Origin of the sequence: Acinetobacter sp. WC-743 (assembly GCF_000335555.1) — a bacterium.
Classification (GTDB): domain Bacteria; phylum Pseudomonadota; class Gammaproteobacteria; order Pseudomonadales; family Moraxellaceae; genus Acinetobacter; species Acinetobacter bereziniae.
The window spans coordinates 1-24,549 of sequence record NZ_AMFQ01000126.1 but is presented as its reverse complement, the minus strand read 5'-3'; the positions used below and the strand labels follow the sequence as shown (position 1 = coordinate 24,549).

The window sequence follows — 24,549 nt, the reverse complement described above, 5'->3', positions numbered from 1 at the left end:
GCAACAGCAATCCTAAGTCCTTATTTTGCCAACCACAAAGGTTGGCAAAATAACTCACTTAGTCAATATTAATCTGCGTAAGCTGGATAATCAATATAGCCTTTTTCCGTCCCACCATACATAGTGCTTGCATCTACTGCATTCAATGGCCAGCCATTGGCGATGCGATCGGGTAAATCTGGATTCGCAATAAATGGGCGTCCAAATGCAATTAAATCGGCCAGCCCTGCCTTTAAAATTCGAGTCCCTCTTTCTGCCGTATATCGACCTGCATAAATAATCCGACCACTGAAAGTGTCTCTGACATCTTTACGAAAATTATGAGGAAGTTCTGGTGCATGATCCCAATCAGCTTCTGCAATCGATAAATAGGCAATCCCAACTTCTTCAAGTATTTTTATGGCTTCAATATAAGTCACATGTGGATCATCTTCAACCAACCCCATATAAACACGATCTTCCTCTGTACTTTCAAATAGCGGGGCAAAACGCACTCCTAAACGATCTGCACCAACCACCTCAGCAACTGCCTGTACTACTTCACGTAAAAAACGCAAACGATTGTTTAGTGATCCACCATATTCATCTTCACGGTGGTTACTATGTGCAGAGATAAATTGATTTACCAAATAACCATTTGCACAATGAATTTCAACCCCATCAAAACCAGCAGCCAATGCATTACGCGCTGCTTGAGCATAGAGTTGCACTAATTCTTTAACTTCTGCATTGCTTAAAGCACGTGGCATTGAAGGATCAGCCAAGGCCCCTGCATTGGGCCCGGTTTCAATAAAGACTTTAACATTACTATCAGCCCTAATAGCCGAGGGCGCGACCGGTGATGCGTGATCGGGTTGCAAAGATGTATGTGAAACACGCCCAACATGCCAAAGTTGTGCAAAAATAATGCCTCCTTTAGCATGCACTGCTTCCGTCACTTTACGCCATCCAGCAATCTGTTCAGGGCTGTAAATACCGGGAGTCCAAGCATAGCCTTGACCACGTGGCTCGATTTGCGTACCTTCGGTCACCATAAATCCTGCCCCGGCACGCTGTTGATAATAGGTTGCCATCAGTTCATTTGGAATATTCCCTGGCTGAGTACTACGCGACCGCGTTAATGGTGGCAATACAATACGGTTTTGCAAAACATAAGGGCCTAAGCTTAAGTTTTGAAAAAGTTTGCTGTCTTTCATTTCATTGAATCCAAGTCATCATGGCTTAATTGATCTAAATTAAAAAAAATAACCTTCCTTCCTGTATATAGAAAAATAAAGGAAGGAAAGCTATTCACTCAGGCCCTTCACCATTAAGTGAGGGTTATTTTGCTTATTGCGCCAGTTGCTCAGAGTCAGAAGTTTATTCACTGCTAAGCACCACAACAGAGACTAGCTACTCTTTATTTCAACAATTGAAGTAATGCTGTAGCGGTTGCAGCAGAAGATGCTGGATTTTGTCCAGTAACCAGCAAGCCATCTACTTGAACATATACTTGCCAATCATCCACTTTAGAATAATGACCACCGTTTTCTTTAAGCATGTCTTCGACTAAAAATGGTACAATTTCAGTCAAACCTACAGCGGCCTCCTCAGTATTGGTGAAACCAGTCACTAATTTACCGCTAACTAAAGGCGCTCCATTACTCGCTTTCACATGTCGAAAAACACCCGGGGCATGACACACTGCTGCAACAGGTTTGCCAGACTGAATCGCCTGTTCAATCACAGAAATTGAAATCGGATCTTCTGCTAAATCCCACAATGGGCCATGCCCGCCTGGATAAAACACTGCATCATAATCAGCTACAGAAATTTCGCTAAGTTTATGCGTCTGTGCCAATGCTTGCATTGCAGTTGGATCAGCTTCAAAACGATGAGTGGTTTCAGTTTGCGCATCGGCCAAATTACTTTTCGGATCTAGTGGTGGCTGCCCACCTTGAGGCGACGCCAGCGTAACTTCAGCACCAGAGTCAATAAAGGTGTAATACGGTGCAGCAAGTTCTTCTAGCCAGAAACCTGTTTTCTTACCAGTATTGCCAAGTTGATCATGTGAGGTTAAAACGATTAAAATTTTCATGTTATTTCTCCGATATTTTTCAGGATTGAGGAGCATTGTTGCATGATCACTTGTCGTGTAACGTGACCATGACAGATACGCTTATTTAGATACTCGTCTCGAGAATTTGGCGACTGATCTCTAATGAAACAGTTTTATGTTCGCCTAGCTGTGTAAGATTGTGTGATTTAAGTTGCGTAATGATGATCTCAATATCTGTCTCCCCCAGTCCATAATCGCTAAGACGAGTCGGCAATCCAAGTTGCTCAAAGAAGGCTCGAGTACGAGCAATAGCAGTATCAATACGTTGTTCTTCATCACCTTCGACAATCTGCCAGACTCGAGCTGCATACTGTAGTAATTTTTCTCGCTTCTCTTGACGACGCACTTGTAGATTGGCCGGCAACACAATGGCCAAGGTACGAGCATGATCAATACCATGTAAAGCCGTGAGCTCATGCCCAATCAAATGAGTTGACCAATCTTGTGGTACACCAGCTCCAATTAGCCCATTCAGTGCCATGCTAGCAGCCCACATCAAATTCGCACGCGTGTCATAATCTGCTGAATCTTCCAAGATTTTCGGTCCAATCTCAATCAGAGTTTGCAATAGACCTTCGGCAAAACGATCTTGTACTTGTGCATTGACAGGGTAAGTTAAGTACTGTTCCATGACATGAACAAATGCATCGACCACGCCATTTGCTAATTGGCGCGTCGGCAAGCTAAAAGTTTTATTCGGATCCAGTACGGAAAATTGCGGAAAAACATAGGGGCTGTTAAATGACAATTTGGCTTGGGTCGATTTTCTGGTTACTACCCCACCGCTATTCATTTCTGAACCAGTTGCCGGAAGGGTGAGTACACTCGCAAAAGGCAAAGCTTGAGTAATTTTAGTACCATGGGTTTCTAAAATCTCCCATGTATCCCCTGTATAATTGACTGCTGCTGCAATAAATTTAGTACCATCAATTACCGATCCGCCACCGACAGCCATCAAGAAATCTATCTTTTGTTCTCGAATCAGCTCTACAGCTTTCATGAGGGTTTCATAACTCGGATTCGGCTCAATTCCGCCAAATTCATGAATTTCTCTTGCACCTAATGCTTCACGCACCTCAGCTAAAGTACCATTCTTACGTGCACTTTCACCACCAAACAACATTAATACTTTTGCTTCTGTAGGCACATAGTCATTGATTTTAGCTATTGTATCGCCACCAAAAATAATGCGAGTCGGATTATAAAAGTTAAAATTCAACATATTTTTATCCTAGGATGATCAGCTAATTGATTTGAAAAACCACCGTTATTCATCAAATAAACTTTAAAAAAATTGGACAACACTGCGGCTTTTGACTGCACTATGTGCTAACTATACACAAAAATAGACCAGTCGTCTATTTTTATAAAAATTATTTCAGCTTGCCGACCTTAGTGATGGTTAAACACATTCAGGCTTGTTCTATACCACTTTTATTATTGATGTATTTTCACGAGCGATTGTTGAATGGAAGGTATCAACACGCATGACTACTGACATGGTCGTGAACGCATTGGCTAAAGCAGTGAATGGCTCATACAAAATAGCAATGATTAAATATTTTAAAAGCAGATTGGCACGGTTTAGCAGATGTACAAATGCGACAGTAAATTAGATAGATTGGTTCAATATAAAGCGTGTAAATAGTTGCATTTGTTTATTTACCCTGTTTTGGATATTGACCCTTGTAAATGATGAGATTAAGCCATTAAATAAAGTAGCCCAACTTGAATAGAAAGCCTCTGACAAACATCATAGGGTTGAAGTGCTGCCTTACATTCAAAATTTCAGACAGCACCCTCATACATTTAAGCATCGGTTTAAGCTGGTAGTTTACTCGCCAAAACATCTACTTTTTCAATAGACGGTGGCTCTGAAAATAGCTCTTCGGCCTGAGCCATCAACGCAGCTGCAACCTTGCCAGATAAATGCGCTTGGCGACCCGCCTCATCAGGAAATGCATCAAAAATACCAAATGTTGTAGGTCCAAGACGTAGGCCAAACCACGCAACTGTCGCAGGTTCTTCCATTACAATAGGTAAACCGGCTTTAAGAAAAGCTTCCACTTCGTCTTCTTTACCCGGTTTAGCTTCAAGACGGACATATAAAGCTGTTTTAAGCATGACTAAAACTCCATAATTGATTAGAATTCAAACTGATTCTGACATTGCTAATGTATGCATGTCAGAAAGTTTTGTTGTATAAAAGTTAGAAAAAATTCCCATAGCTGAGCCAAAATTTAGGTTTTTATTTCGACATAATGCTATGAATTTATTCAAGTTAATATCATTAACATTTGAATCAAAAAATCAAGATATGAGATGATTAAATTCAATCTTATTTATATAAGGATCAATTGACTCTACCTTAGCTTTATAAGCTGACCTCTTCATCTGGAAATTATATTGCTCAAGAAGCATTCAAGAACAATATTGTACATCCTCATATCTATGAAAGTTATTTAGCTAGGAATTTGCTGTGAAACTCTATATGTTTCTCTATAAAGCTCGCAATGAAGTAATAGCTATGGTCATACCCTTCTCTTAGGTTAAGTGTAAGAGGATATTCTTGTTCCAAACAAATATCACTAAGAAGCTTAGGCCTTAACTGTTCTTCAAGAAAATCATCAGCTGTTCCTTGATCGACTAAAATAGGTAAATGAACTTCAGCGTTTTTGATTAATTCAATCGCATCATAGCTTTTCCATAAAGTTTCGGTTTCACCTAGGTAGTGTGTAAAAGCCTTTTTCCCCCAAGGTACTTGGCTAGGTGCAACAATTGGTGCAAAAGCAGAAATACTTTTATACAGCTCAGGATTTTTTAATCCAATTACTAATGCACCATGACCACCCATGCTATGACCCATAATACTTTGGACTTGATTGGTCGGAAAATTCAGGTCAATCAGATTTCTGAGCTCTTCCACAATATAATCATACATTTTGAAATGCTGCGACCAGGGTGCTTGTGTTGCATTCACATAGAATCCTGCGCCTTGGCCTAAATCATAATCTGCATGATCTGGTACATCCTCTCCACGTGGGCTGGTATCTGGTGCAACAATAATGACTTTATGTTCAGCCGCATACTTTTGTGCTCCGGCTTTAGTAATAAAGTTCTGTTCGTTGCAAGTCAATCCTGATAACCAATATAACACTGGCAACCGCTCATCTTTGTCATGAGGTGGCAGATATATTGAGAATTTCATTGAACAGTTTAATGCTATTGACTGATGGCGATACACTTCTTGCGATCCACCAAAAGAAGCATGCTTCTCAATTATTTCCATAATCAATTACCTATGTTGAGCAAGACTTCATGAGAAATCAAGTAAACAAAGAGTCTTACATTCTCCACAGAGAATAGTGATAAAGATTTAAAATGTAGGCAGGTTTATTGAACCTATACACGATGCCTACACAGATAGATCTGTTTTACAGATGATGTGCCGTTTTAGAGGATTCCATGCATGTCATTCATGATGCACATGCATGGAAAAGTATAAGGTCTGACGCAATTATTCGTAATGAATTACAGTACGAATTGACTTACCTTCATGCATTAGATCAAAGGCTTCATTGATCTGATCCAAGCCCATCGTATGTGTCACAAATGGTTCTAATTGAATTTTACCTTTCATGGCATCTTCAACCATTCCTGGAAGTTGCGTACGACCTTTTACACCACCAAAGGCAGAACCTAGCCATTTACGACCAGTAACCAGTTGGAATGGACGGGTAGAGATTTCCTGACCTGCGCCAGCTACACCAATAATTACGGATTGTCCCCAGCCACGGTGTGCACTTTCAAGGGCTGCACGCATCACATTCACGTTACCAATACATTCAAATGAATGATCTACACCCCAGCCAGTCATTTCGACAATTACTTGCTGGATTGGTTTATCGTAATCTTTAGGGTTCAAGAAGTCCGTTGCACCAAACTCTTTTGCCAGCGCAAATTTATCTGGATTCATGTCAACCACAATAATACGCCCTGCTTTAGCTTGACGTGCGGCTTGTACGACTGCCAAACCAATACCACCTAAACCAAAGACCGCAACACTATCACCTTCTTGTACTTTAGCCGTGTTATGTACTGCACCGATACCCGTTGTTACCCCACAACCCAGTAAGCAGACATGTTCGTGATTGGCTTCAGGATTGATTTTAGCCAATGATACTTCTGCCACTACAGTGTATTCACTGAACGTTGAGCAGCCCATATAGTGGTAAATCGGTTGACCGTTGTAGGAAAAACGAGTGGTACCATCTGGCATTACGCCTCTACCTTGAGTTTCGCGAACGGAAATACACAAGTTCGATTTTCCAGATTTACAGAATACGCACTCGCCACATTCAGCAGTGTAAAGTGGAATTACATGATCACCTGGTTTGACGCTAGTCACGCCTTCACCAACCTCAACTACAACACCAGCACCTTCATGCCCGAGAATAGCGGGAAAAACACCTTCAGGATCATCGCCAGATAAAGTAAATGCGTCTGTATGACACACACCGGTATGGGAGATCTTGATTAATACTTCACCTTTCTTCGGTGGTGCAACATCAACTTCAACAATTTGAAGAGGTTGACCAGGACCAAACGCAACAGCAGCACGTGACTTCATGGAATAATTCCTTATACAGATCTATTTTAAATATGATTTTAAAATCTTGGCGATTTCAGCCAATTCTTCTTTTCGTTGTTGTTCTGTGGTTTCACCTGATACTAAAGTGTCCTTTAAATGAACCTCCAACATTTCATTCATTAAACCATTAATAGCACCGCGCACAGAGCATATTTGTTGCAGAATTGCACCACATTCCACATTGTCTTCTAACGCTTTTTCAATCGCTTGCGTCTGACCTTTGATCTTTCTGACGCGTAGAAGAATCTTTTTTTTGTCTTCAACCTGATTAGGCATCAGACCTCCTTATTTGCTAGTGTTAATACTATAGTACCCTATAGTATAAAAAAGAACAATATTTTTTTATAAATCGAAAAGGCTTTGTACGAGATGACCAAAAACGGGCAGTTGGCTTGGTGAACCGTAATTTTAGTGCTGATCATCCTGACCCTTGCGAAGCAGTGCTTTTTGTATGTCAGGTCGCAGACTTCAGCTATATTCAAACAAATTCAGGCTAGGTCTATACCGCCCTTATTATTGATGTGTTCTCACGCGCAATTGTTGGATGGAAAGTATCAACACGGATGAATAGAGATATGGTGCTTGATGCACTGGAGCAAGTATTACGTGACCGATGTATGCCAAAGAATGTAATTCATGATTTAAATAGAGGTGTGCAATATCTTTCTATTCGTTTTCCTGTTAGAGGCAGCAAATTTAGGAGCATCAGTCGGTACAACTGGTGATTCCTATGATAATGCTTTGGCTGAAACGGTGAATGGCTTATACAAAACTGAGGTGATTGACTATTGAAAAGCAGATGTACAACTTGCGATATTAAATTGGGTAGATTGGTTCAATAAAAAGCGTGTACACAGTGCATTGGTTATGTATCGCCTTTTGATTTTGAAACAAAGTATTATGATAAAATTAACCCGTTAGTTCAGGTGGCCCAACTTAAATAAAAAGTCTCCTACAAACCCAGTACGGTTCACTCTGCTATCAAAGGCTTTATGCAACAAAGCCTCATGGAAATAAAGACAAAAGTGACTTTTAAATCTGAAAAAATCAAAATTGTGGTCTCAAAATTGCTTTATAAAAATATTGAAAAAAGTGAAGAACATTAAATTTATGTTACAAAACTCTAAGCGTATTGGTTTTTTATTACTCGATAACTTTTCAATGATTGCTTTCTCAAACATGGTTGAAGTCTTGCGTATGGCTAATTATGTTACAGAAGACAATTTATACCAATGGAATGTAACGGGTTTAGATGGTCATCATAGCTGCGCAAGCAATGGTCTTCAAATACAACATACCTGTGTTTGGTCACATTTACTGAACATGGATATAGTTTTTATTTGTGGTGGTTTTCAACTTTATAAAAATATGACAGTACGCTTAAAGAATTTTTTATATAGGTTGGATCAACAAAAAATTGCTTTAGGTGGTTTATGTACAGGCGCTTATGTATTAGCGAAAGCCAATCTACTAAATGGCTTTCGTGCTAGCCTTCATTGGGAAAATACCTTAGCGGCACAAGAAGAGTTTCCATTAGTACAGTTTACCCCACATATTTTTACCATTGATGCGAACCGTTTTACCTGTTCTGGTGGGCTTGCAGCGATTGATTTAGGCTTGGCACTTGTTGAAATACACTATCCAAATATTGCTAAAAGAATCTGTGAGCAATTTATTGTTCATCAAGTGCGTGAGAGCAATGAAATTCAACATCAACCTATTGCTGAACATAAGAAAAAACTTGATTTTCAGATTCAAGAAGTATTGCGCTTAATGGAAAATAATATTAATGAGCCTTTAACTATTGCTGAAATTGCACAGCATGTAAAAATTCAACCGCGTACTTTAGAGCGCTTGTTTAAAATGAATCTACAATTGGCTCCAAAAGAATATTATTTAAAACTAAGACTCACCTATGCACAGAATCTACTTAAACAGTCTACGTTAAACATTTCAAATATTGCTTTGGCATGTGGTTTTTGTAATGTATCTAGTTTTACTAAAGCCTATAAAGCTTTTTTTAACTATTCCCCCAAATTTGAACGTAACATTCTGGATTTTGCTCATTAGTGTTTTTTAGTCTTGTCGGTTTTTGACAACTTTTTGACGCTTTTAGCAAAAATCCCTATTCATATTCTGCATAAGCTTAGCTCATTGATTACATTACATTGATCTAGGAAAATATATGAATACTTTAGTAAATAATTTTGTTGCTTCACAACTACCATCATTATTAACCATTGAAAATGGTGAAAAAGTTTCTGCAACATTTTCATTATCTGAGTATCAAAATAGACAGAGCAAGTTACGCCAACTAATGGAAGAGCTAGAAATTGATCATATTCTATTTAGTTCAATCCATAACATTAACTATTATGCAGACTTTATTTATTGTTCATTTGGGCGCTTCTACGGTCTGGTGGTTAGCCCAGAAAAAGTGGTGACAATTTCAGCAAATATTGATGCTGGGCAACCTTGGCGTCGTACGATTGGCGACTATAACGTAGTTTATACTGACTGGCAGCGTGATAACTATTTTAAAGCGGTTACACAAGAAATTCCAAATAAAGGCCGTGTAGGAATTGAGTTTGATCATTTACCTTTAGAACGTTTAAACAAGTTAAAAGCAGTTTTACCGAATGTGCAGTTTGTGGATATTAGTGCCGCATGCATGAAGCTACGCATGATTAAATCTGCTGAAGAAATTGCACATATCACCCAAGGTGCTGCAGTATGTGATATTGGTGGTTTTGCAGTGACTGCAGCAATTCGTGAAGGTGTGCCAGAGCATGAAGTGGCTTTAGCCTCTACTCAATCCATGGTACGTGAAATTGCCAAACGTTTTCCAAACTCTGAACTCATGGATACGTGGACTTGGTTTCAATCAGGCATTAATACGGATGGTGCACATAATCCTGTTACAACCCGCCAAGTCCGAAAAGGTGATATTTTAAGTTTAAACTGCTTTTCTATGATTGCTGGCTATTATACAGCTTTAGAGCGTACACAGTTCTTTGATCACTGTGATGATGCTTCATTACGAATTTGGGAGGCGAATGTCAAGGTGCATGAAGCTGGCTTAAAACTCATTCGCCCAGGTGCACGTTGCAGTGATATTGCTAAAGAGTTAAATGAAATTTTCTATGAAGAAGGTTTATTGCAGTACCGCACATTTGGTTATGGACATTCCTTTGGTGTGTTATCACATTATTACGGTCGTGAAGCCGGTTTAGAATTACGTGAAGATATTGATACGGTGATAGAACCAGGCATGGTGATTTCAATGGAACCTATGATTATGATTCCGCAAGGAATGGCTGGGGCTGGTGGTTACCGTGAACATGATATCTTGGTCGTTACAGAATCAGGAAATGAAAATATTACCAAATTCCCATATGGTCCAGAACATAACATTATCAAATAAAAGATTTTAAATAGGCACTCTGAAAATGAGTGCCTATTTAATTAGGAGTAAATAGAATGAAAAACAATCATCAAATAGAGCAAAAAAATACTCTAAGACGTGTTGCTAGCGCCAGCTTTATTGGTAATTTTGTGGAGTGGTTTGATTATGCTGCATATGGTTTTTTGGCAACAGTTATTGCAGTGGTTTTTTTCCCGAAAAGTGACCCTTTAACCGCATTAATGGCTACATATGCGATCTTTGCAATTTCATTTATTTTTCGTCCATTAGGCGGTATTTTTTGGGGGCATGTTGGGGATAAATTTGGTCGAAAAAATGCACTATCGTGGTCGATTATATTAATGACACTGGCTACGGTATGTATTGCACTGTTACCAAGTTATCAAAGTATCGGTATTTTTGCACCGATTATGTTATTAATATTCCGGATGATCCAAGGCTTCTCCGCTTCAGGTGAATATGCTGGTGCAGCAAATTTTCTTGCAGAATACGCCCCTAAGGGAAAAAGAGGACTTTATACCAGTTTAGTTCCTGCAAGTACTGCAACGGGTTTACTACTCGGCTCTTTAATGGCAGCGGCGATGTTCGCTTTCATGTCAGAGGCGTTTTTACACGAATATGGTTGGAGAATTCCATTTTTATTGGCAGCACCATTAGGTTTAATCGGGTATTATATCCGTGTAAAGTTAGAAGAAACCCCAGAGTTTTTAGAACATCAAAAAAATAGCAACAAAGAAAATTTTCCAATCAAAGCCTTATTTACTCAGTATCAACCAGCACTTTTTAAAGCATTTGCAGTTGCATCTTTAAATGCCACCGCCTTCTATCTTATTTTTAGTTATATGCCAAATTATTTAGCTACAGAGTTAGGTGTAAATAAATCCCAAGCCTTTATATCAGGGTCAATTTCATTGCTATTTTATATTGCTGTAGTTTTTGTGATGGGCAAATATTCAGATCGAATTGGACGTAAGAAAATGTTGCTTTGGGCAGGTCTAAGCTTTATAGCACTGACTGTACCCTTGTTCTACTTACTTTCAACTGCCAGTTTTATTGAAATGGTGATCATTCAGCTCATGTTCTGCACATTATTAGCAATGAACGATGGGAGCTTACCTGCATATTTAACAGAACAATTCCCTATACAAGTGCGCTATACCGGTTTTGCCTTTAGTTTTAATACTGCTAATGCACTGTTAGGTGGAACAGTTCCTTTCGTTGCAACTTGGTTAATTCAACAAACAGCTAATACCTTAGCACCTAGTATCTTATTAGTTATAGTTGCAATTTTTGCAAGTATGGCTTTATTAGAGAGGAAATCACATCATTTAATCAATGCTAAGGCTTAAAAGGAATAGGTTATGCTTTTAAATGCTCTCCCTACATTCAATAGAAATATATCGACTTTAATTGGTCTTACAGCTGTCATATTTTGGAGTACAAATGTAGGCTTAATGCGTAGTGTCAGTGAGAGCTTTGGAGCTGTAGCTGGTGCTGCTCTAATTTACAGTGTCGCATCCATGATTTTAGTTTTCATGGTTGGTATGCCTAAGTTTTCTACCATCCCAAAATCCTATTTATGGTGGGGAAGCCTTTTATTTGTTGCTTATGAATTATGTTTTGCCCTTTCTATTGGCTATGCGCAAAACAGTAGACAAGCAATCGAAGTCGGCATGATTAATTATCTATGGCCAACATTTACTCTACTATTCGCAATTATTTTTAACAACGTTAAGGCCAATATTTTAATTATTCCTGGCTGCATATTCGCTTTAGTTGGAATTTGTTGGGTATTAGGAGGAGATACTGGATTTGATTTTTTTCAGATATTTACTAATTTAAAAGCTAATCCTCTTAGTTATGGTTTAGCTTTTGCTGCTGCTATTTTGTGGGCTGCATATTGTTCTGTGACAGTAAAAACATCTCAGGGTAAAAATCTAGTCACTATATTTTTTGCCTTGACTGGAGTTGTACTATGGATCAAATACCTTCTCATGAGTGGGTCAGCTCTTAATTTTACTTATGACAATACAGTCACTCTGATTATGGCAGCTGGTGCTTTAGGTTTGGGATATGGTGCTTGGAATATTGGAATTATTTCAGGGAACATGACGTTAATGGCTGGAGCTTCTTATTTTATTCCCGTGCTATCAGCTTTGTTTGCGGCATTAATTCTAAGTACGTCCTTATCTTTTATCTTTTGGCAAGGTGTTGCAATGGTGACAGCAGGAGCAGTTTTGTGTTGGTTAGCGACTCGAAAGAAACAAATTATTTAGAGTTATACTAAAATTAACATACTAGACTTTAAGCGAAGTCAAGATATTGAAACTGTTTATCTATTAGGGCGTGTCCTCATTTGAAAAATTGATTTTAAAGATTTAAAAGAATGATTTAACCTCTTTTTATTTGTATATTTCTCAATGGCACGAACTCTACTCACCGATGATATTTGACAACAAATCCAGTCTACGATGCAATTTCATGGTTGTTATTGTTCAAAGAACGGTAGAAATATCATGGAAGCCATCTTATGGAAATTATGTACAGATGCAACATGGCGTGATATTCCTGAAGAATTTTGTCCTTGGAAAACAGCATATAACCGCTTTAATCGTTGGGCGAGTAAGGGCTTGTGGGGTAAATTTTTTTAAACTACGAGGCGTATTGGATCAAGAATGAGTATTCATTGAGGGAAGCTACATATGCGCGCATCAGCATGCAAGTGGAGCTCGGCACGGTTTCAAGCGAGCAATTGGACGGTCTAGAGGTGAAAGAACCACAAAAATTCATCTTGCAACCGACGCGAATGGATTGCCGATTGATTTTAAAATCACTAGAGGTGAACTCCATGACAGCCAAGTTGCGGAGTAGTTGATTGGTGAGGCAGATTATCTGATTGCAGATAAAGGTTATGATTCGGAAAAAATTAGGACGTTGCCAAGAAAGCAAAATATTGTGCCGATCATCCCAATGAAATCAAATAGTAAGAGAGAAAATAAAGAATTTGATCGGTATTAATATCGTTTAAGTCATCTAGTTGAAAATGCCTTTGCGAGATTAAAACATTTCCGAGCGATAGCGACCCGATTTGATAAGCTTGCACGAAATTATCAGTCTATGATTTACATTGCTTGCATGTTAATTTGGTGCAAAGCCAAATGAGGACATGCCCTAGACATCAGACCTCCTTATTTTTTAGTTTTTATACTATAGTGCCCCATAGTATAAAAAGCAATACTTTTTATAAATCGAAAAATCAAAAAGGTCTTTAGCGAAAATTTTCTGTCTCTATTTTTAATTTTTTTAAATAAACATAGTAGAGCTTATACAAAAGTCACAAAAAAATGGGAGCTTTAGCTCCCATTTTTTTATTTTGGCTCATGTTCTTTGTAATGCTGTGACCTTTTAGAATTATGTTTCCAACTTTTAGCCACTTTGTAGATATTTTGAACGTATCACACCTTAAAAATACTACCGATAGTTTAGATTAAAAATGCCTTTACAGACTGTACTAGATTATTTTTAGTGAGCGGATGATATTTATTATTCATTATTTAGGAATTATTAAATCCTATAAATATCATTTATTGGATTATTTTACTTTGGTACTGTGCATATCAACCCCCAGTTATGAATAAGGAACAACTATGAATAAGATGATGAGTGCTCTTATCCTAGAAAATTTTGGTGATCATGAATTTACACGTGTAGAACTCCCTATACCTCAACCAGAGGCTGGGCAAGTTCTAGTACGTATTCATGCTAGTGGTGTAAACCCTATTGATTATAAAATTCGTCTTGGTGAAGCACCATATGCTATGCCAGAGCTTCCTGCCGTGTTGGGAACAGATATGGCTGGGGTTGTAACTGCTATTGGTGAAGGTGTCACTCACTTCAACGTCGGAGATGAAGTTTACGGTCTGATTGGTGGCGTTCGTAATCTTCAAGGATCTTTAGCAGAATATATTGTAGCAGATGCTGATCTGATCGCATTAAAGCCACGGAATATCTCTATGCGCGAGGCAGCAGTACTACCATTGACGTTCCTCACCGCTTGGGAAGGTTTAGTGGATAATGCTAAGGTTCAACCAGGGCAAACTGTACTGGTTCAGGGTGGTGCTGGTGGCGTTGGTTATATGGTTGTTCAGCTTGCAAAAGCACTTGATGCAAATGTTTGGGCGACTGGTCGTACAGCTGATCAATCGCTGATTTCAGAACTCGGTGCAACACCTCTCGATTACACAACAGCATCTTCCGATGACATTATTGCTGCAAGCCCTGAGGGTCAAGGCTTTAACATTGTTTACGACACTGTGGGTGGTCCAGTACTCGAAGCCTCACTTTCCATGACAACTCACTATGGCCACATTACCAGCTGTGCTGCATTTGGTAATCATAATTTAGCGAGTTCATCTCTACGATGTGCCACACTGTCTGGCGTATTCGTCCTATTGCCGATGTTAACAGGCAATCGCCGTTCTCATCATGGTGATGTCCTTAAGATCGCTACCCGTCTCGTTGAGGAAGGTAAACTGTGTCCTATTGTTGATCCTCGTCATTTTACTCTAGACCAAGCGATTGAGGCTCATGATGCTGTTCAAGATCGCTCTGCCAATATTAAGGTCGTTATTGATGTCATTTAACGCACTTCAGGCCAAGACTTGGCGCTTCAATTGTATTGGAGATACAGATGTTCTGACATTAGAAACACTTCCTGTTGCTTTACCAGCCGCAGGAGAAGTTCTAATACAGATGAAAACGATCGGACTCAACCGGGCTGATGTAATGTTTCGGCGTGGTACTTATATTCAAAAGGCAGTATTCCCTTCTCGTCTGGGATATGAGGGAGCAGGCATAGTTCTTGCGATAGGTGAAGGTGTACGCCAATTTTCTCCAGGAGATGCAGTATCGATTCTTCCGACTGACAATCTAGCCAAATATGGGACATATACGGACAAGCTTCTGATTCCAGAAACTTTTTTAGTTCACAAACCTGATAGTTTAAGCTGGGAAGAAGCTTCTTCAATCTGGATGCAGTATTTGACGGCTTGGGGTGGTGTAATCCATGCTGGTGGAGTTTCGAAAGGAAAAACGATCTTGATCACAGCAGCTTCAAGTAGCGTAGGACTAGCTGCGATACAGATAGCTGAAGCAGCGGATGCTAAGGTCATTGCAAGTACACAGACGATAGAGAAAAAGCAACGTTTACTGGATCTCGGTGTTAAAAATGTTATAGCCCGTGAAGATGAACCAGATTTGTATGAGGCGCTTGTTTTACGTTTAGGTGGAGAACATCTTGATGTCGCCTTCGATGCTGTGGGAGGGCCACATATTGAACAGATTGCAAAAGCGATGTCTGTGGGAGGAACTATGGTTATGCATGGTGCACTTAGCCCGGAGATCACACCATTTCCCCTTAAAGTTGCATTACGCAAAAGCTTAACCATGCGAGGTTTTTTATTCCTTGAGGTTCTCCATGACCCTGTTCTAAGGGAGCAAGCCAGACGATTTATTCTTAGCAGTATAGGTGCAGGATATCTTCGTCCAGTGATCGACTGTTGCTTTAACTTTGAGGACATGCATGACGCTCAGCGCTATCTTGAATCAAATCAGCAAATAGGAAAAATTGTAGTTACTCTAAATACATGATGGTCTTATCTGATTTCTACTTTCTAAAAAAAAGGTTAGTTACATCTGATTCAAGTTTCTATATGGCCCAGCACTTCCGCTAAGTAATCAAACAATGCTCGGATTCGCAAAGGTGTCGGGCCCCGCTGTGGACGATATAAATACAGGCGCCAAACGGGAGAGTTTTCCTCATGAAGTATCTGAATGAGCTTACCACTCCTAAGCCACGGCAAAACTAGAAATCCAGGCATGTGTCCGAATCCGACTCCAGCGAGAATAGCTTGAAATTCAGCTTCTAGATCATCTGTAATAAAACGGGGCTTTGATGGCGTAAAGCTTCGACTTTCGGTGAATGTCCATGGCCAGTAACGCCCTGTTTTATGATCGACTAGTGCTGTTAGAGGGTATTTATCAAGATCAATAATTTTTTTGGGCATTCCAACCTTATCAATTAACTCTGGCGTACCCACAGAATAAAAGTTCACTTTAGCCAATTCCTTTGCCACATATCGATTGTCCGGCAAAAATCCAAATCTGATCCCGATATCTATCCGCTCATCGATCACATCCGAGTGTGAATCTGTTAGCACACAATCAACGACAATATCTGGATAACGTGTGGCAAATTCTGCTAGTGCAGGTATTACCAATTTACGCCCTAACACAGACGACACAGTAAGACGGACAGTCCCACGCATTTCATCTCGTTTTTCCTTGGTGTCTTTTACAAGCAAAGCATCGATTGATCCCACCGCAAAACGTGCTTGCTTTGCCAGACGCTCACCATCAGCGGTAATTTTAATTTGTCGAGTACTCCTGTAGAACAGAATCTCTCCGCGCTGCTCTTCTAGCTCTTTTATTGCCCGTGTCACTACCTGTGGGGAAATACCTAGCTGAGTTGCTGCCTCCTTAAAATTTCGAGACTCTGCTGCGACACAAAAGATACGCATCATTTCCAATTTGTTCTGCATGTCCAATCCTGTGTTATGGTAATTATTCCGTAAATAGGAATTCTGAAAGATAATATTATTCATTTATTATACCTGACAAGGCTGTAATACTTAACCCATCAAATATGATTGACAGATAGGTTGAAGGTTACTTATATGAATAATATAGAAAATAAAGTTATTGTTATCACTGGTGCAAGTAGTGGTTTAGGTGAAGCTACTGCTCGCTTACTTGCTAAAAAAGGTGCAAAGGTTGTACTTGGTGCTAGACGTACTGAAAAATTACAGGCTATTGTTCACGACATTCGTGCTGAAGGTGGTCAAGCTGAATTTATTGGTATGGATATAACCAAACCACATGAAGTACAAGCACTTATTGAAAAGGCATTAAGCGCATTTGGTCAAATCGATGTATTGGTAAACAATGCTGGATTAATGTCTATTGCACCATTAAGTGAGCTAAAAGTTGATGAATGGGATCGTATGATCGACATTAATATTAAAGGTGTTCTTTATGGTATAGCAGCTACACTGCCTGTTTTCCAAAAACAAAACTTTGGACACTTTATTAATCTCGCATCTGTTGCAGGGTTAAAAGTATTTAGTCCAGGAGGTACTGTTTATAGCGGTACTAAGTTTGCTGTAAGAGCCATCTCTGAAGGCCTTCGTCATGAAGTTGGGGGAACAATTAGAACGACTACTATTGAGCCTGGTGCAATTGAGTCAGAACTAAAATTTGGTTCTTCTCATAAAGAAAGTTCAGAGTTTGTTACTGATTTCTACAAACAAGCCATACCAGCTGACTCAGTCGCTCGAGCAATTGCTTATGCAATTGAACAGCCTGCGGATGTAGATATTAATGAAATTGTTTTGCGCCCAACGAGCCAAGAGTTTTAATTATTGAATAACATAAAATGGGAGTACTTCGCTCCCATTTTTACTATATTTTTTTAAAGTTGAGGACAAATCTATGAAAGCCGTATCGTATGTTATAAATAACCATGATGATTTTAAAAATTCATTGGTAGATATTGAAAAAGCGAAGCCTACGCTTAAGGAACGTGATGTACTGGTAAAAGTTCAGGCAATCTCTGTGAATCCAGTTGATACTAAAGTGAGAAAAAATTCGTCTGAAGCAAATAATCGTATTTTAGGTTGGGATGCCGTTGGGGAAATTATCGAAGTTGGCTCAAAAGTTACCTCGTTTAAAGTAGGAGATTCTGTTTGGTATGCTGGCAATTTAACCCGAGATGGTAGTAATGCTGAGTTTCAAGCAGTCGATGAACGAATTATCAGTCTTAAACCAATTACAGTATCTAATGCAGAAGCAGCAGCATTGCCATTAACTGCAATAACGGCATGGGAAATGCTGTTTGATCGGTTTCAAATTTCAGAAACAGAAGTTGGCAGTATTTTAATTATTGGTGGTGCAGGCGGTGTAGGTTCAATTGCTATCCAACTCCTAAAAGCAAAAACAAATCTGAGCGTTATAGCAACAGCTTCACGTGAAGAAACGAAATCTTGGGTGGAATCACTTGGTGCCGACCATGTCATTGATCATAGCAAAGATTTAAATGTACAAATCGAGACACTAGGCATTGAAAAACCAAAATATGTATTCTCTACAAATCATACAGAAACGTATATCAAGCAAATAGTTTCTCTGATTGCACCACAAGCCAAGCTTGGATTGATCGATGATCCACAAGCATTTGATATTATGCCGTTTAAGACTAAATCTATTTCTATCCATTGGGAGTTGATGTTCACCCGTTCAATGTATGAAACCGATGATATTGAAAAGCAAGGTAATCTATTGCAACAGGTTGCCCAATTAGTTGACCAGCAAAAAATTAGAAGTACCCTCAACCAAAATCTAGGAAAAATTAACGCTGCAAACTTGGAGAAGGCGCATAAGTTGCTTGAATCAGGCAAGTCAAAAGGCAAAATTGTACTAGAAAACTTCTAAAACAAATTCAAGGTGAAATAATGACTATTTCAATAATTGCGAACTTTAAGGCAAAATCAGATCAAAAAGAGACGTTAGAAGCGCTTTTAAAAAGTGTAATAGAGCTTACGCTTCAAGAAGAAGGATGCTTGAAATATGAGCTTTATATTAGCGAAAATGACTCGAGTAGATATTTCTTCTTAGAAGAATGGCGTAGCAGGGAGGATTTAGATATCCATATAGCCTCTGATTATATTCAAAGTTTATTTGGTAATATCCAATCGCTAATTGAATCAAGTGATATTATAGAAATCAAAAAAATATAGCTGTATTCGGACATTATGATGAAGTATTCTTCAAATTAACATAGAGACTTAGAAAGCTAACATAAAAATTGTAGCTATAAGCTCCTGTTTTTTAATATTTTTTTAATTTTTTAGTAGTAACCTAGGCTTCAACAAATTATGCCCCTAAGGGGAGCCACCAATACCCTGCATTTTGACAACAATGTCATCGTTTAGAGGCAGGAAATTTACGAGCATCAGTCGGTACGACTGGTGATTCATATGATATTGCTTTGGCTGAAACGGTGAATGGCTTATACAAAACAGAGGTGATTGAATATTTAAAAGCAGATTGGCAAGGTTTAGAAGATGTACAACTTGCGACACTAAACTGGGTAATCGAGAATAAGCGAATTCCTATTCCTGAACACGTAGAGCCTTAACCGGAAAAAAGAGGCTTTGGGAGCCGATTCTTTAAGCCGTATGGCTGATCTGATTGTTCACCTTGGCTTATTAAAACCGTGGAACATTGATCAAATAGTAAGCGTGGAACATAAAAAATCATTAAAAAAGCCCATTCGAGGGTAAATGAGCTTTTTAATAGTATATAAAAAATTGATTTTTAAAGGAATAAAAATAGCATTTCGTATAAGAGTTTTTATGTTAAATAGGACTAAAAATATACTCTAATTTTAGAGTTCTCTTTTAGGTATGATGTAAAAACATACAAGCCTAAGAGTTTAATTTAAAGGTTAAGAATTGAATAAATTAGTAAATATTTTTATGGCTTTAGGAGTTTGCCTTTCAATGGAAACATTTGCAGAACCTGTTTTTTCTAATGATTTATTAGCGAAAGCAGAAAGTGGAGATACTTCTGCCCAGTTAGAATTAGCTGAGATTTATCTATATGGTCATGGTGTTGATTCAGATGAAAATCAAGCTGAAATTTGGGCTATTAAATCAGCTGAAAATGGAAATGTAGCAGCAATGTTTTGGTTAGCTGATGGATATGTTACCTATGCTAGATTAATAGAGGATGATGACAAAAACGATTCTTTAGAACATTTCCAAAAAGCTTTTAAGTGGTTTCAGAAAGCTTCAGAAAATGGTCATTCTGAATCAATGGTTGAGTTAGCTGACCTATATACTCGCGCAGATAGCGGAATAGAAGTTAATATTAAGAAAGCTTTAGAACTTCGTGAAAAGGCTGCAAAGTTAGGTAATAAGAAAGCAATGCGAAGTCTTTCCGTTATGTATCGTGATGGTATAGGCATTCCTAAAAATACTGATTTAGCTCAAAGTTGGTGGGATAAGTCTGAAAATTAGTCTTAAGACTTCCTAAAATTAACATAATGGCGGTTACACGAAGCAAAAAACGTAGGAAATTGGCTCAGGCTTTGTATAACTCGTATTATGTTAATTTTAGTAAAAGTTAAGGATTTTTAAGAGTTTAATAAATGAATAGTGTTCATGAAATTATAGCAAAAATACATAATGAATGGGAGATTGAACCTAAGAAAGCTATTCAGAGAGGTATGGAATGTCCCTTTCCTTTGCAGTGTTCATTAAACCTAAAAAGCAAAATTTACTCACAAATACCCCAAGTACTTTTACCAAAAGTATTAGAGGATTTTTATACAGTATCTAATGGTGCAGATCTATTTAAAGATCAAGAATACGGACAATGGGGCTTAAAATTATATTCTATTGAGGAAGTAATTTTTGCTTCAAAAATTTATAAAATTAATCGTAATAATGACGCTCTTCAAAGTGACTTAATTATTGGAGAATTCTATGGAGATTCAGACTTATTGTTAGTTCGATGTGATCCTAATAGTGATGATTACGGCTCTATTTTTGTTGTCTTACCTATAGATCAAAGACAAGATTGGTACATTGTTGCTAATACTTTTCAAGAATTCATTAGTAAATTTTATGAAACTCAGGGTGATAAATTCTGGGAACCTTAAAATTATATGGCGGACATAAGCTCTATTTAACTTATGTTCACCTAAAATTTATTTAATTATCATAAAAATAGTATCATTTTTTGAATTTCATATAACGCGTATTATGTTAATTTTAGAAAATCTATACAGTTCCTATTAATAAAATTTAGATATTTCTAATGGATAAAAACAGTATAATAATTAAAAGAAATTTAAAGAGTGCAATATATGTTTGGTATTTTTTCTTCTAAAAAGCAAAACTCCTTAAAAAACCCTGTTTACTTAGAAAAATTCATAAATAATGCCTACTTAGAATTAAGTAATAGTATTAAATCACCCAATGAGCTTTATCTTTTTTTAATTGAGGAACTTTGTGGAGCATCACAAGGGAACAATGATGGAAAACAACTAGTAGATTTTTCACAATTTCATGAAATTGAATATAGGAATGCATTAAATAAAGAATCTGCAATGGACTTACCTAATAGCCCACTATCAATATTAAATAATAGTGTCAGCCCCCAGTTGATTAAGGAGTTAGGAATAGATGAGGCTGTAAAAATAAGATGTACGCTTATAAAAAGGTTAATAGAGGCAAATCAAAACACATTAAATAGTAGCCGTTTAACTTTTGCAAAAAGCTACATTCAGGTTGGAAGTTCTTATCTTCCAGAAGGTGAAATTCAAGCATGGTTTGATGTCATTAACTCAATACAAGGAGCTAGTAAAAAAACTATCCTAGAACCCGATGATTTAACAAAAATTATTACTCCTTCAAACCATACAGCACAAGGAAAGTACTATGACATGTTCAAAGACCTTGAGGATTATTTAAGTAGCTTATATGAACAGCCATCACATAGTACTTTTATGCCCTTACTTTACGCTCTTCGTATCGCTTATGCTGGCATGTATTCTCAAGGAATATGTTCAAAAGCTGACTTTGATGCTGTTGATCAAGGCTTTTTTAATAGAGTCATTCTAATCGGCCAATCTATTTCTAGAGAAGAGCAAGTCTCTTTTCAAGAATCATCATTAGATAAAGCACTAGAGTGGATCAATAAATATTATATTGTTATAGACAGACAGACTTCTTCACATTTAGTGAATACAGCTAAATCAGGCTTGTAAGATAGTAGTCTATAATTTACATAAGCGCTTATATTTAAGATAAAGTTTTTACTATTTCCTAGCTATAAAAACTAAAATCCATACCTCGATCTTGCTTAGATCGAGGTTTGCTCAGCTACTTTTACTGTTCTATATCGTTTTTTAGTAAAAATATCTAAAATTTCATCATTTAACATAATGGCTGTTATAAAAACTAGCTATGTAATGCAATTCGCATTACAATATCCCCATACATTCAATAAATGGGAAAAAAATAATGGCTACTGTTAACTTCAGGGTTGATGAAGCCCTTAAAGAAAAATCTTATTCAGTTCTTAGAGAACAAGGTATTGCACCTACTGAGTTTTTTACAAATGTCCTTGAATACATTGCAGCGACTGGGAAACTCCCTGTACAAAAAGCTTTACTCTCAGAAGAGGATACCGAGCTATTAGCGATTGTTCGTAAACGTATGAATGATCCTAAAGAAATGTTCGAGGAAATTACTTTAGATGACTTATAAGCTTTTACGTAATAAGGACTTCACAGCTGAATGGGAAAAGCTTCCTAGTGCTATAAGAGATCAATTTAAGAAGAAACTCGCCAAGGTCATAGAGCAGCCACATATTCCCAAGAATATGCTTAGAGGTGATCTCACGGGATGTTATAAAATTAAATTACTAAAGACTGGAGTTCGACTGGTCTATCAAGTCAAAGATGATCAGGTAGTTATCTTGCTCATCACCGTTGGGAAACGAGCTGACAGCATAGTTTATGACGAAGCAAAAAAACGCATTAAAGACTAAAAATGGGAGCTTCAAGCTCCCATTTTTGACCTCGTATAAGGTGTATTATGTTAATTTTTAGTTAATATAAAATTTAGATAGCTTCTGCAACTAATTTTAAAGCTGATTTAATTTTTTGCTTATTCTCATACATTTTTTTGTCAGCTTGTTCTGCTGCAAAATATAGCCCAATACTGGGATGCCTCCTACAAGGCAAGACATCTGATCGAGAAATTTTTTACCAAGCTCAAGCAGTATCGTGCTATTGCCACACGCTATGATAAATTGGCTCAAAACTTTTTATCAGCGATCTACCAGGCTTAATTGATAACACGCCCTAAATATTTCTAGAATATTCTCTTAAAATCTCCTACACCCTAATTTTATCTTCATATATAGTTTTCTCTATCACTTCATTGATCTCTTCATTCGTCCACTTTTGAAACTGATGTGTGCTGAGAAAACAGGAGGTTTTAACTTGGTAAACTATAGACACTCATCAGGAGTTTACCATGAGCAAGAAACAGAAGACTTACACCGCAGAATTTAAAGTTGAAGCAATAAAATTGATTGAAGCCAATCAAGGCAATGTATCGGAAACAGCCAGACAACTTGGCATTTCAATGCAAACTCTTTCAAATTGGAATAATAAAGCAAAGACTGGCACCTTAGCAGGCACTAAACAATATTCACCTGATCTAAATGCCTTACTCGAAGAAAATAAAAAGCTCAAACAACAGCTCAAAACAGCTGAAATGGAACGTGAATTTCTAAAAAAGGCAGCAGCGTACTTTGCGAAAGAAAGTCAGTAAGGTACGCCTATATGAAACAGCAAAGATATTTATTCCCGATTAGCTTTATGGCTAGATTACTTCACGTTTCAGTGTCACGATTTTATGATTGGCTAAAACGAGGCATGAATAAAAGATTGGTTCAGCGAAATCAACAGACAATTTTGGTCAAAATAGCTCATGAGGAAACTAAACAAAGCTATGGCTATATTCGATTAACTAAGCATTTACAAGCGCAAGGTATCAAAATCAGTACGTATGCTGTACGTCAAATAAAAAAGCTCAACCAGCTGTATTGTAAGCGTCATAAGCGTTTCAAAAGAACTACGAAGAGTGATCATAATCGAGCGATCTACGCAAATTTACTAGAGCAACAGTTTTCAATGACTAAGCCCAATCTTGCATGGTCAAGCGATATTACATACATTTGGACTGCTGAAGGTTGGTTATACTTGGCAGCAGTAAAAGACCTGTACACGAAACAAGTGGTTGGCTATAGCTTAAATGAGCGTATGACCGCACAACTTGTTTGCAATGCACTGACTATGGCGATTCGTAATCAAAAACCAACGAAAGGCTTAATTATTCATTCGGACAGAGGCAGCCAATATTGCAGCCATGAATATCGAAAGATACTGGAAAAATGTGATTTTCAAGGTTCAATGAGCAAACGTGGGGACTGTTACGATAATGCACCGATTGAAAGTTTCTGGGGCATACTCAAGAATGAATTAGTGCATCATTGCAACTATAAAACCAGAGATGAAGCTAAAGCAGATATTACAGAATACATTGTGTTATTTTATAATCAGCGAAGAATTCAAAAGAGTTTGGATTTTAAAACGCCAAATCAAATAGCAGAGAACTTTTATCGGTTAGCTGCCTAGCATATCCCAAGTGAAAGTCTCCTGCTAATTCAGCACATATCAAG

Annotated in this window: 23 protein-coding genes and 6 pseudogenes; 21 read left to right on the top strand and 8 right to left on the bottom strand. The window is 37.9% G+C overall.

Features of this window, described 5'->3' with window-relative positions; genetic code table 11:
• Positions 1-68 precede the first annotated feature (68 nt).
• The 3 genes from ACINWC743_RS19190 to ACINWC743_RS19180 all read right to left on the bottom strand — a co-directional run bounded on the left by ACINWC743_RS19190 (position 69) and on the right by ACINWC743_RS19180 (position 3,320).
• On the bottom strand, positions 69-1,196 hold the full coding sequence (locus tag ACINWC743_RS19190) for an alkene reductase (protein WP_000655283.1): 1,128 nt from the start codon (positions 1,194-1,196) through the stop codon (positions 69-71).
• 203 nt (positions 1,197-1,399) lie between these two features.
• Positions 1,400-2,077 carry a type 1 glutamine amidotransferase domain-containing protein gene (locus ACINWC743_RS19185; protein WP_000697979.1) on the bottom strand — a complete coding sequence of 226 codons (678 nt, stop codon included), beginning with the start codon at positions 2,075-2,077 and terminating at the stop codon, positions 1,400-1,402.
• 85 nt (positions 2,078-2,162) lie between these two features.
• On the bottom strand, positions 2,163-3,320 hold the full coding sequence (locus tag ACINWC743_RS19180; protein WP_000931663.1) for an iron-containing alcohol dehydrogenase: 1,158 nt from the start codon (positions 3,318-3,320) through the stop codon (positions 2,163-2,165).
• A 184-nt stretch (positions 3,321-3,504) separates the two neighbouring features.
• Here ACINWC743_RS19180 and ACINWC743_RS25325 point away from each other — a divergent pair.
• A pseudogene (locus ACINWC743_RS25325) lies at positions 3,505-3,834 on the top strand (IS3 family transposase); the annotation flags it as partial.
• A gap of 85 nt (positions 3,835-3,919) precedes the next feature.
• Here ACINWC743_RS25325 and ACINWC743_RS19175 read toward each other — a convergent pair.
• The 4 genes from ACINWC743_RS19175 to ACINWC743_RS19160 form a co-directional block, all read right to left on the bottom strand.
• On the bottom strand, positions 3,920-4,222 hold the full coding sequence (locus ACINWC743_RS19175; RefSeq protein WP_000920558.1) for a putative quinol monooxygenase: 303 nt from the start codon (positions 4,220-4,222) through the stop codon (positions 3,920-3,922).
• Positions 4,223-4,556: 334 nt separating this feature from the next.
• Positions 4,557-5,387 (bottom strand): S-formylglutathione hydrolase, encoded by an 831-nt coding sequence (fghA, locus tag ACINWC743_RS19170; protein WP_000402510.1) that lies wholly within the window; start codon positions 5,385-5,387, stop codon positions 4,557-4,559.
• Positions 5,388-5,615: 228 nt separating this feature from the next.
• Positions 5,616-6,728 carry an S-(hydroxymethyl)glutathione dehydrogenase/class III alcohol dehydrogenase gene (locus ACINWC743_RS19165; protein ID WP_000842149.1) on the bottom strand — a complete coding sequence of 371 codons (1,113 nt, stop codon included), beginning with the start codon at positions 6,726-6,728 and terminating at the stop codon, positions 5,616-5,618.
• Between the two features lie 21 nt (positions 6,729-6,749).
• A complete protein-coding gene (locus ACINWC743_RS19160; protein ID WP_001133624.1) occupies positions 6,750-7,025 on the bottom strand; it encodes a metal/formaldehyde-sensitive transcriptional repressor in 276 nt (91 codons plus the stop codon).
• An 89-nt stretch (positions 7,026-7,114) separates the two neighbouring features.
• Here ACINWC743_RS19160 and ACINWC743_RS24065 point away from each other — a divergent pair.
• The 8 genes and pseudogenes from ACINWC743_RS24065 to ACINWC743_RS19130 form a co-directional block, all read left to right on the top strand.
• Positions 7,115-7,693 (top strand): annotated as a pseudogene (locus ACINWC743_RS24065) (DDE-type integrase/transposase/recombinase); the annotation flags it as partial.
• Between the two features lie 166 nt (positions 7,694-7,859).
• A complete protein-coding gene (locus ACINWC743_RS19155; protein WP_000941154.1) occupies positions 7,860-8,819 on the top strand; it encodes a GlxA family transcriptional regulator in 960 nt (319 codons plus the stop codon).
• Between the two features lie 115 nt (positions 8,820-8,934).
• Entirely contained in the window at positions 8,935-10,173 is a 1,239-nt protein-coding gene (locus tag ACINWC743_RS19150) for a M24 family metallopeptidase (RefSeq protein ID WP_001094923.1), read from the top strand.
• A 56-nt stretch (positions 10,174-10,229) separates the two neighbouring features.
• On the top strand, positions 10,230-11,522 hold the full coding sequence (locus ACINWC743_RS19145) for an MFS transporter (RefSeq protein WP_000794339.1): 1,293 nt from the start codon (positions 10,230-10,232) through the stop codon (positions 11,520-11,522).
• A gap of 12 nt (positions 11,523-11,534) precedes the next feature.
• Complete coding sequence (yddG, locus tag ACINWC743_RS19140; RefSeq protein WP_000925802.1) at positions 11,535-12,449, top strand: aromatic amino acid DMT transporter YddG; 915 nt, start codon at positions 11,535-11,537, stop codon at positions 12,447-12,449.
• Between the two features lie 195 nt (positions 12,450-12,644).
• A pseudogene (locus ACINWC743_RS24195) lies at positions 12,645-13,335 on the top strand (IS5 family transposase).
• A 485-nt stretch (positions 13,336-13,820) separates the two neighbouring features.
• Positions 13,821-14,816: a zinc-dependent alcohol dehydrogenase family protein gene (locus ACINWC743_RS19135; RefSeq protein WP_001038516.1), complete on the top strand. Its 996-nt coding sequence runs from the start codon at positions 13,821-13,823 to the stop codon at positions 14,814-14,816.
• Positions 14,806-15,822, top strand: a complete 1,017-nt coding sequence (locus tag ACINWC743_RS19130; protein ID WP_000009381.1) for a zinc-dependent alcohol dehydrogenase family protein — start codon at positions 14,806-14,808, stop codon at positions 15,820-15,822. The genes ACINWC743_RS19135 and ACINWC743_RS19130 overlap by 11 nt, the downstream gene beginning before the upstream one ends.
• A 50-nt stretch (positions 15,823-15,872) precedes the next feature.
• Here ACINWC743_RS19130 and ACINWC743_RS19125 read toward each other — a convergent pair whose 3' ends face one another.
• On the bottom strand, positions 15,873-16,772 hold the full coding sequence (locus ACINWC743_RS19125) for a LysR family transcriptional regulator (protein WP_001180108.1): 900 nt from the start codon (positions 16,770-16,772) through the stop codon (positions 15,873-15,875).
• A 135-nt stretch (positions 16,773-16,907) separates the two neighbouring features.
• On the opposite strand from ACINWC743_RS19125, the gene ACINWC743_RS19120 reads away from it, so the two are divergent.
• The 12 genes and pseudogenes from ACINWC743_RS19120 to ACINWC743_RS19075 all read left to right on the top strand — a co-directional run bounded on the left by ACINWC743_RS19120 (position 16,908) and on the right by ACINWC743_RS19075 (position 24,505).
• Entirely contained in the window at positions 16,908-17,648 is a 741-nt protein-coding gene (locus ACINWC743_RS19120) for an SDR family oxidoreductase (protein ID WP_001059480.1), read from the top strand.
• Between the two features lie 73 nt (positions 17,649-17,721).
• Positions 17,722-18,720, top strand: coding sequence for a zinc-binding alcohol dehydrogenase family protein (locus ACINWC743_RS19115; RefSeq protein WP_002120211.1), 999 nt, complete (start codon positions 17,722-17,724; stop codon positions 18,718-18,720).
• Between the two features lie 20 nt (positions 18,721-18,740).
• Complete coding sequence (locus ACINWC743_RS19110) at positions 18,741-19,025, top strand: putative quinol monooxygenase (protein WP_000155817.1); 285 nt, start codon at positions 18,741-18,743, stop codon at positions 19,023-19,025.
• A gap of 185 nt (positions 19,026-19,210) precedes the next feature.
• Positions 19,211-19,381, top strand: a pseudogene (locus tag ACINWC743_RS24380) (IS3 family transposase); the annotation flags it as partial.
• Positions 19,379-19,474 (top strand): annotated as a pseudogene (locus tag ACINWC743_RS25320) (DNA-binding protein); the annotation flags it as partial. The pseudogenes ACINWC743_RS24380 and ACINWC743_RS25320, both read left to right, overlap by 3 nt.
• Positions 19,475-19,790: 316 nt before the next feature.
• Positions 19,791-20,309 carry a tetratricopeptide repeat protein gene (locus ACINWC743_RS19105; protein ID WP_000447196.1) on the top strand — a complete coding sequence of 173 codons (519 nt, stop codon included), beginning with the start codon at positions 19,791-19,793 and terminating at the stop codon, positions 20,307-20,309.
• Positions 20,310-20,440: 131 nt separating this feature from the next.
• Positions 20,441-20,953: an SMI1/KNR4 family protein gene (locus tag ACINWC743_RS19100; protein ID WP_001089570.1), complete on the top strand. Its 513-nt coding sequence runs from the start codon at positions 20,441-20,443 to the stop codon at positions 20,951-20,953.
• Between the two features lie 207 nt (positions 20,954-21,160).
• Positions 21,161-22,063 (top strand): hypothetical protein, encoded by a 903-nt coding sequence (locus tag ACINWC743_RS19095; RefSeq protein WP_000466974.1) that lies wholly within the window; start codon positions 21,161-21,163, stop codon positions 22,061-22,063.
• A gap of 256 nt (positions 22,064-22,319) precedes the next feature.
• On the top strand, positions 22,320-22,565 hold the full coding sequence (locus tag ACINWC743_RS19090) for a type II toxin-antitoxin system RelB/DinJ family antitoxin (protein WP_000246757.1): 246 nt from the start codon (positions 22,320-22,322) through the stop codon (positions 22,563-22,565).
• Positions 22,555-22,848: a type II toxin-antitoxin system RelE family toxin gene (locus ACINWC743_RS19085; RefSeq protein ID WP_000221360.1), complete on the top strand. Its 294-nt coding sequence runs from the start codon at positions 22,555-22,557 to the stop codon at positions 22,846-22,848. Before ACINWC743_RS19090 ends, ACINWC743_RS19085 begins: the two co-directional genes overlap by 11 nt.
• A gap of 186 nt (positions 22,849-23,034) precedes the next feature.
• Positions 23,035-23,151 (top strand): annotated as a pseudogene (locus tag ACINWC743_RS24045) (transposase); the annotation flags it as partial.
• Between the two features lie 188 nt (positions 23,152-23,339).
• A protein-coding gene (locus tag ACINWC743_RS19075) for an IS3-like element ISAba21 family transposase (protein ID WP_085947548.1) occupies positions 23,340-24,505 on the top strand; the annotation gives its coding sequence in 2 pieces (ribosomal slippage) (positions 23,340-23,598 and positions 23,598-24,505; 1,167 coding nt in all).
• Positions 24,506-24,549: the final 44 nt, after the last annotated feature.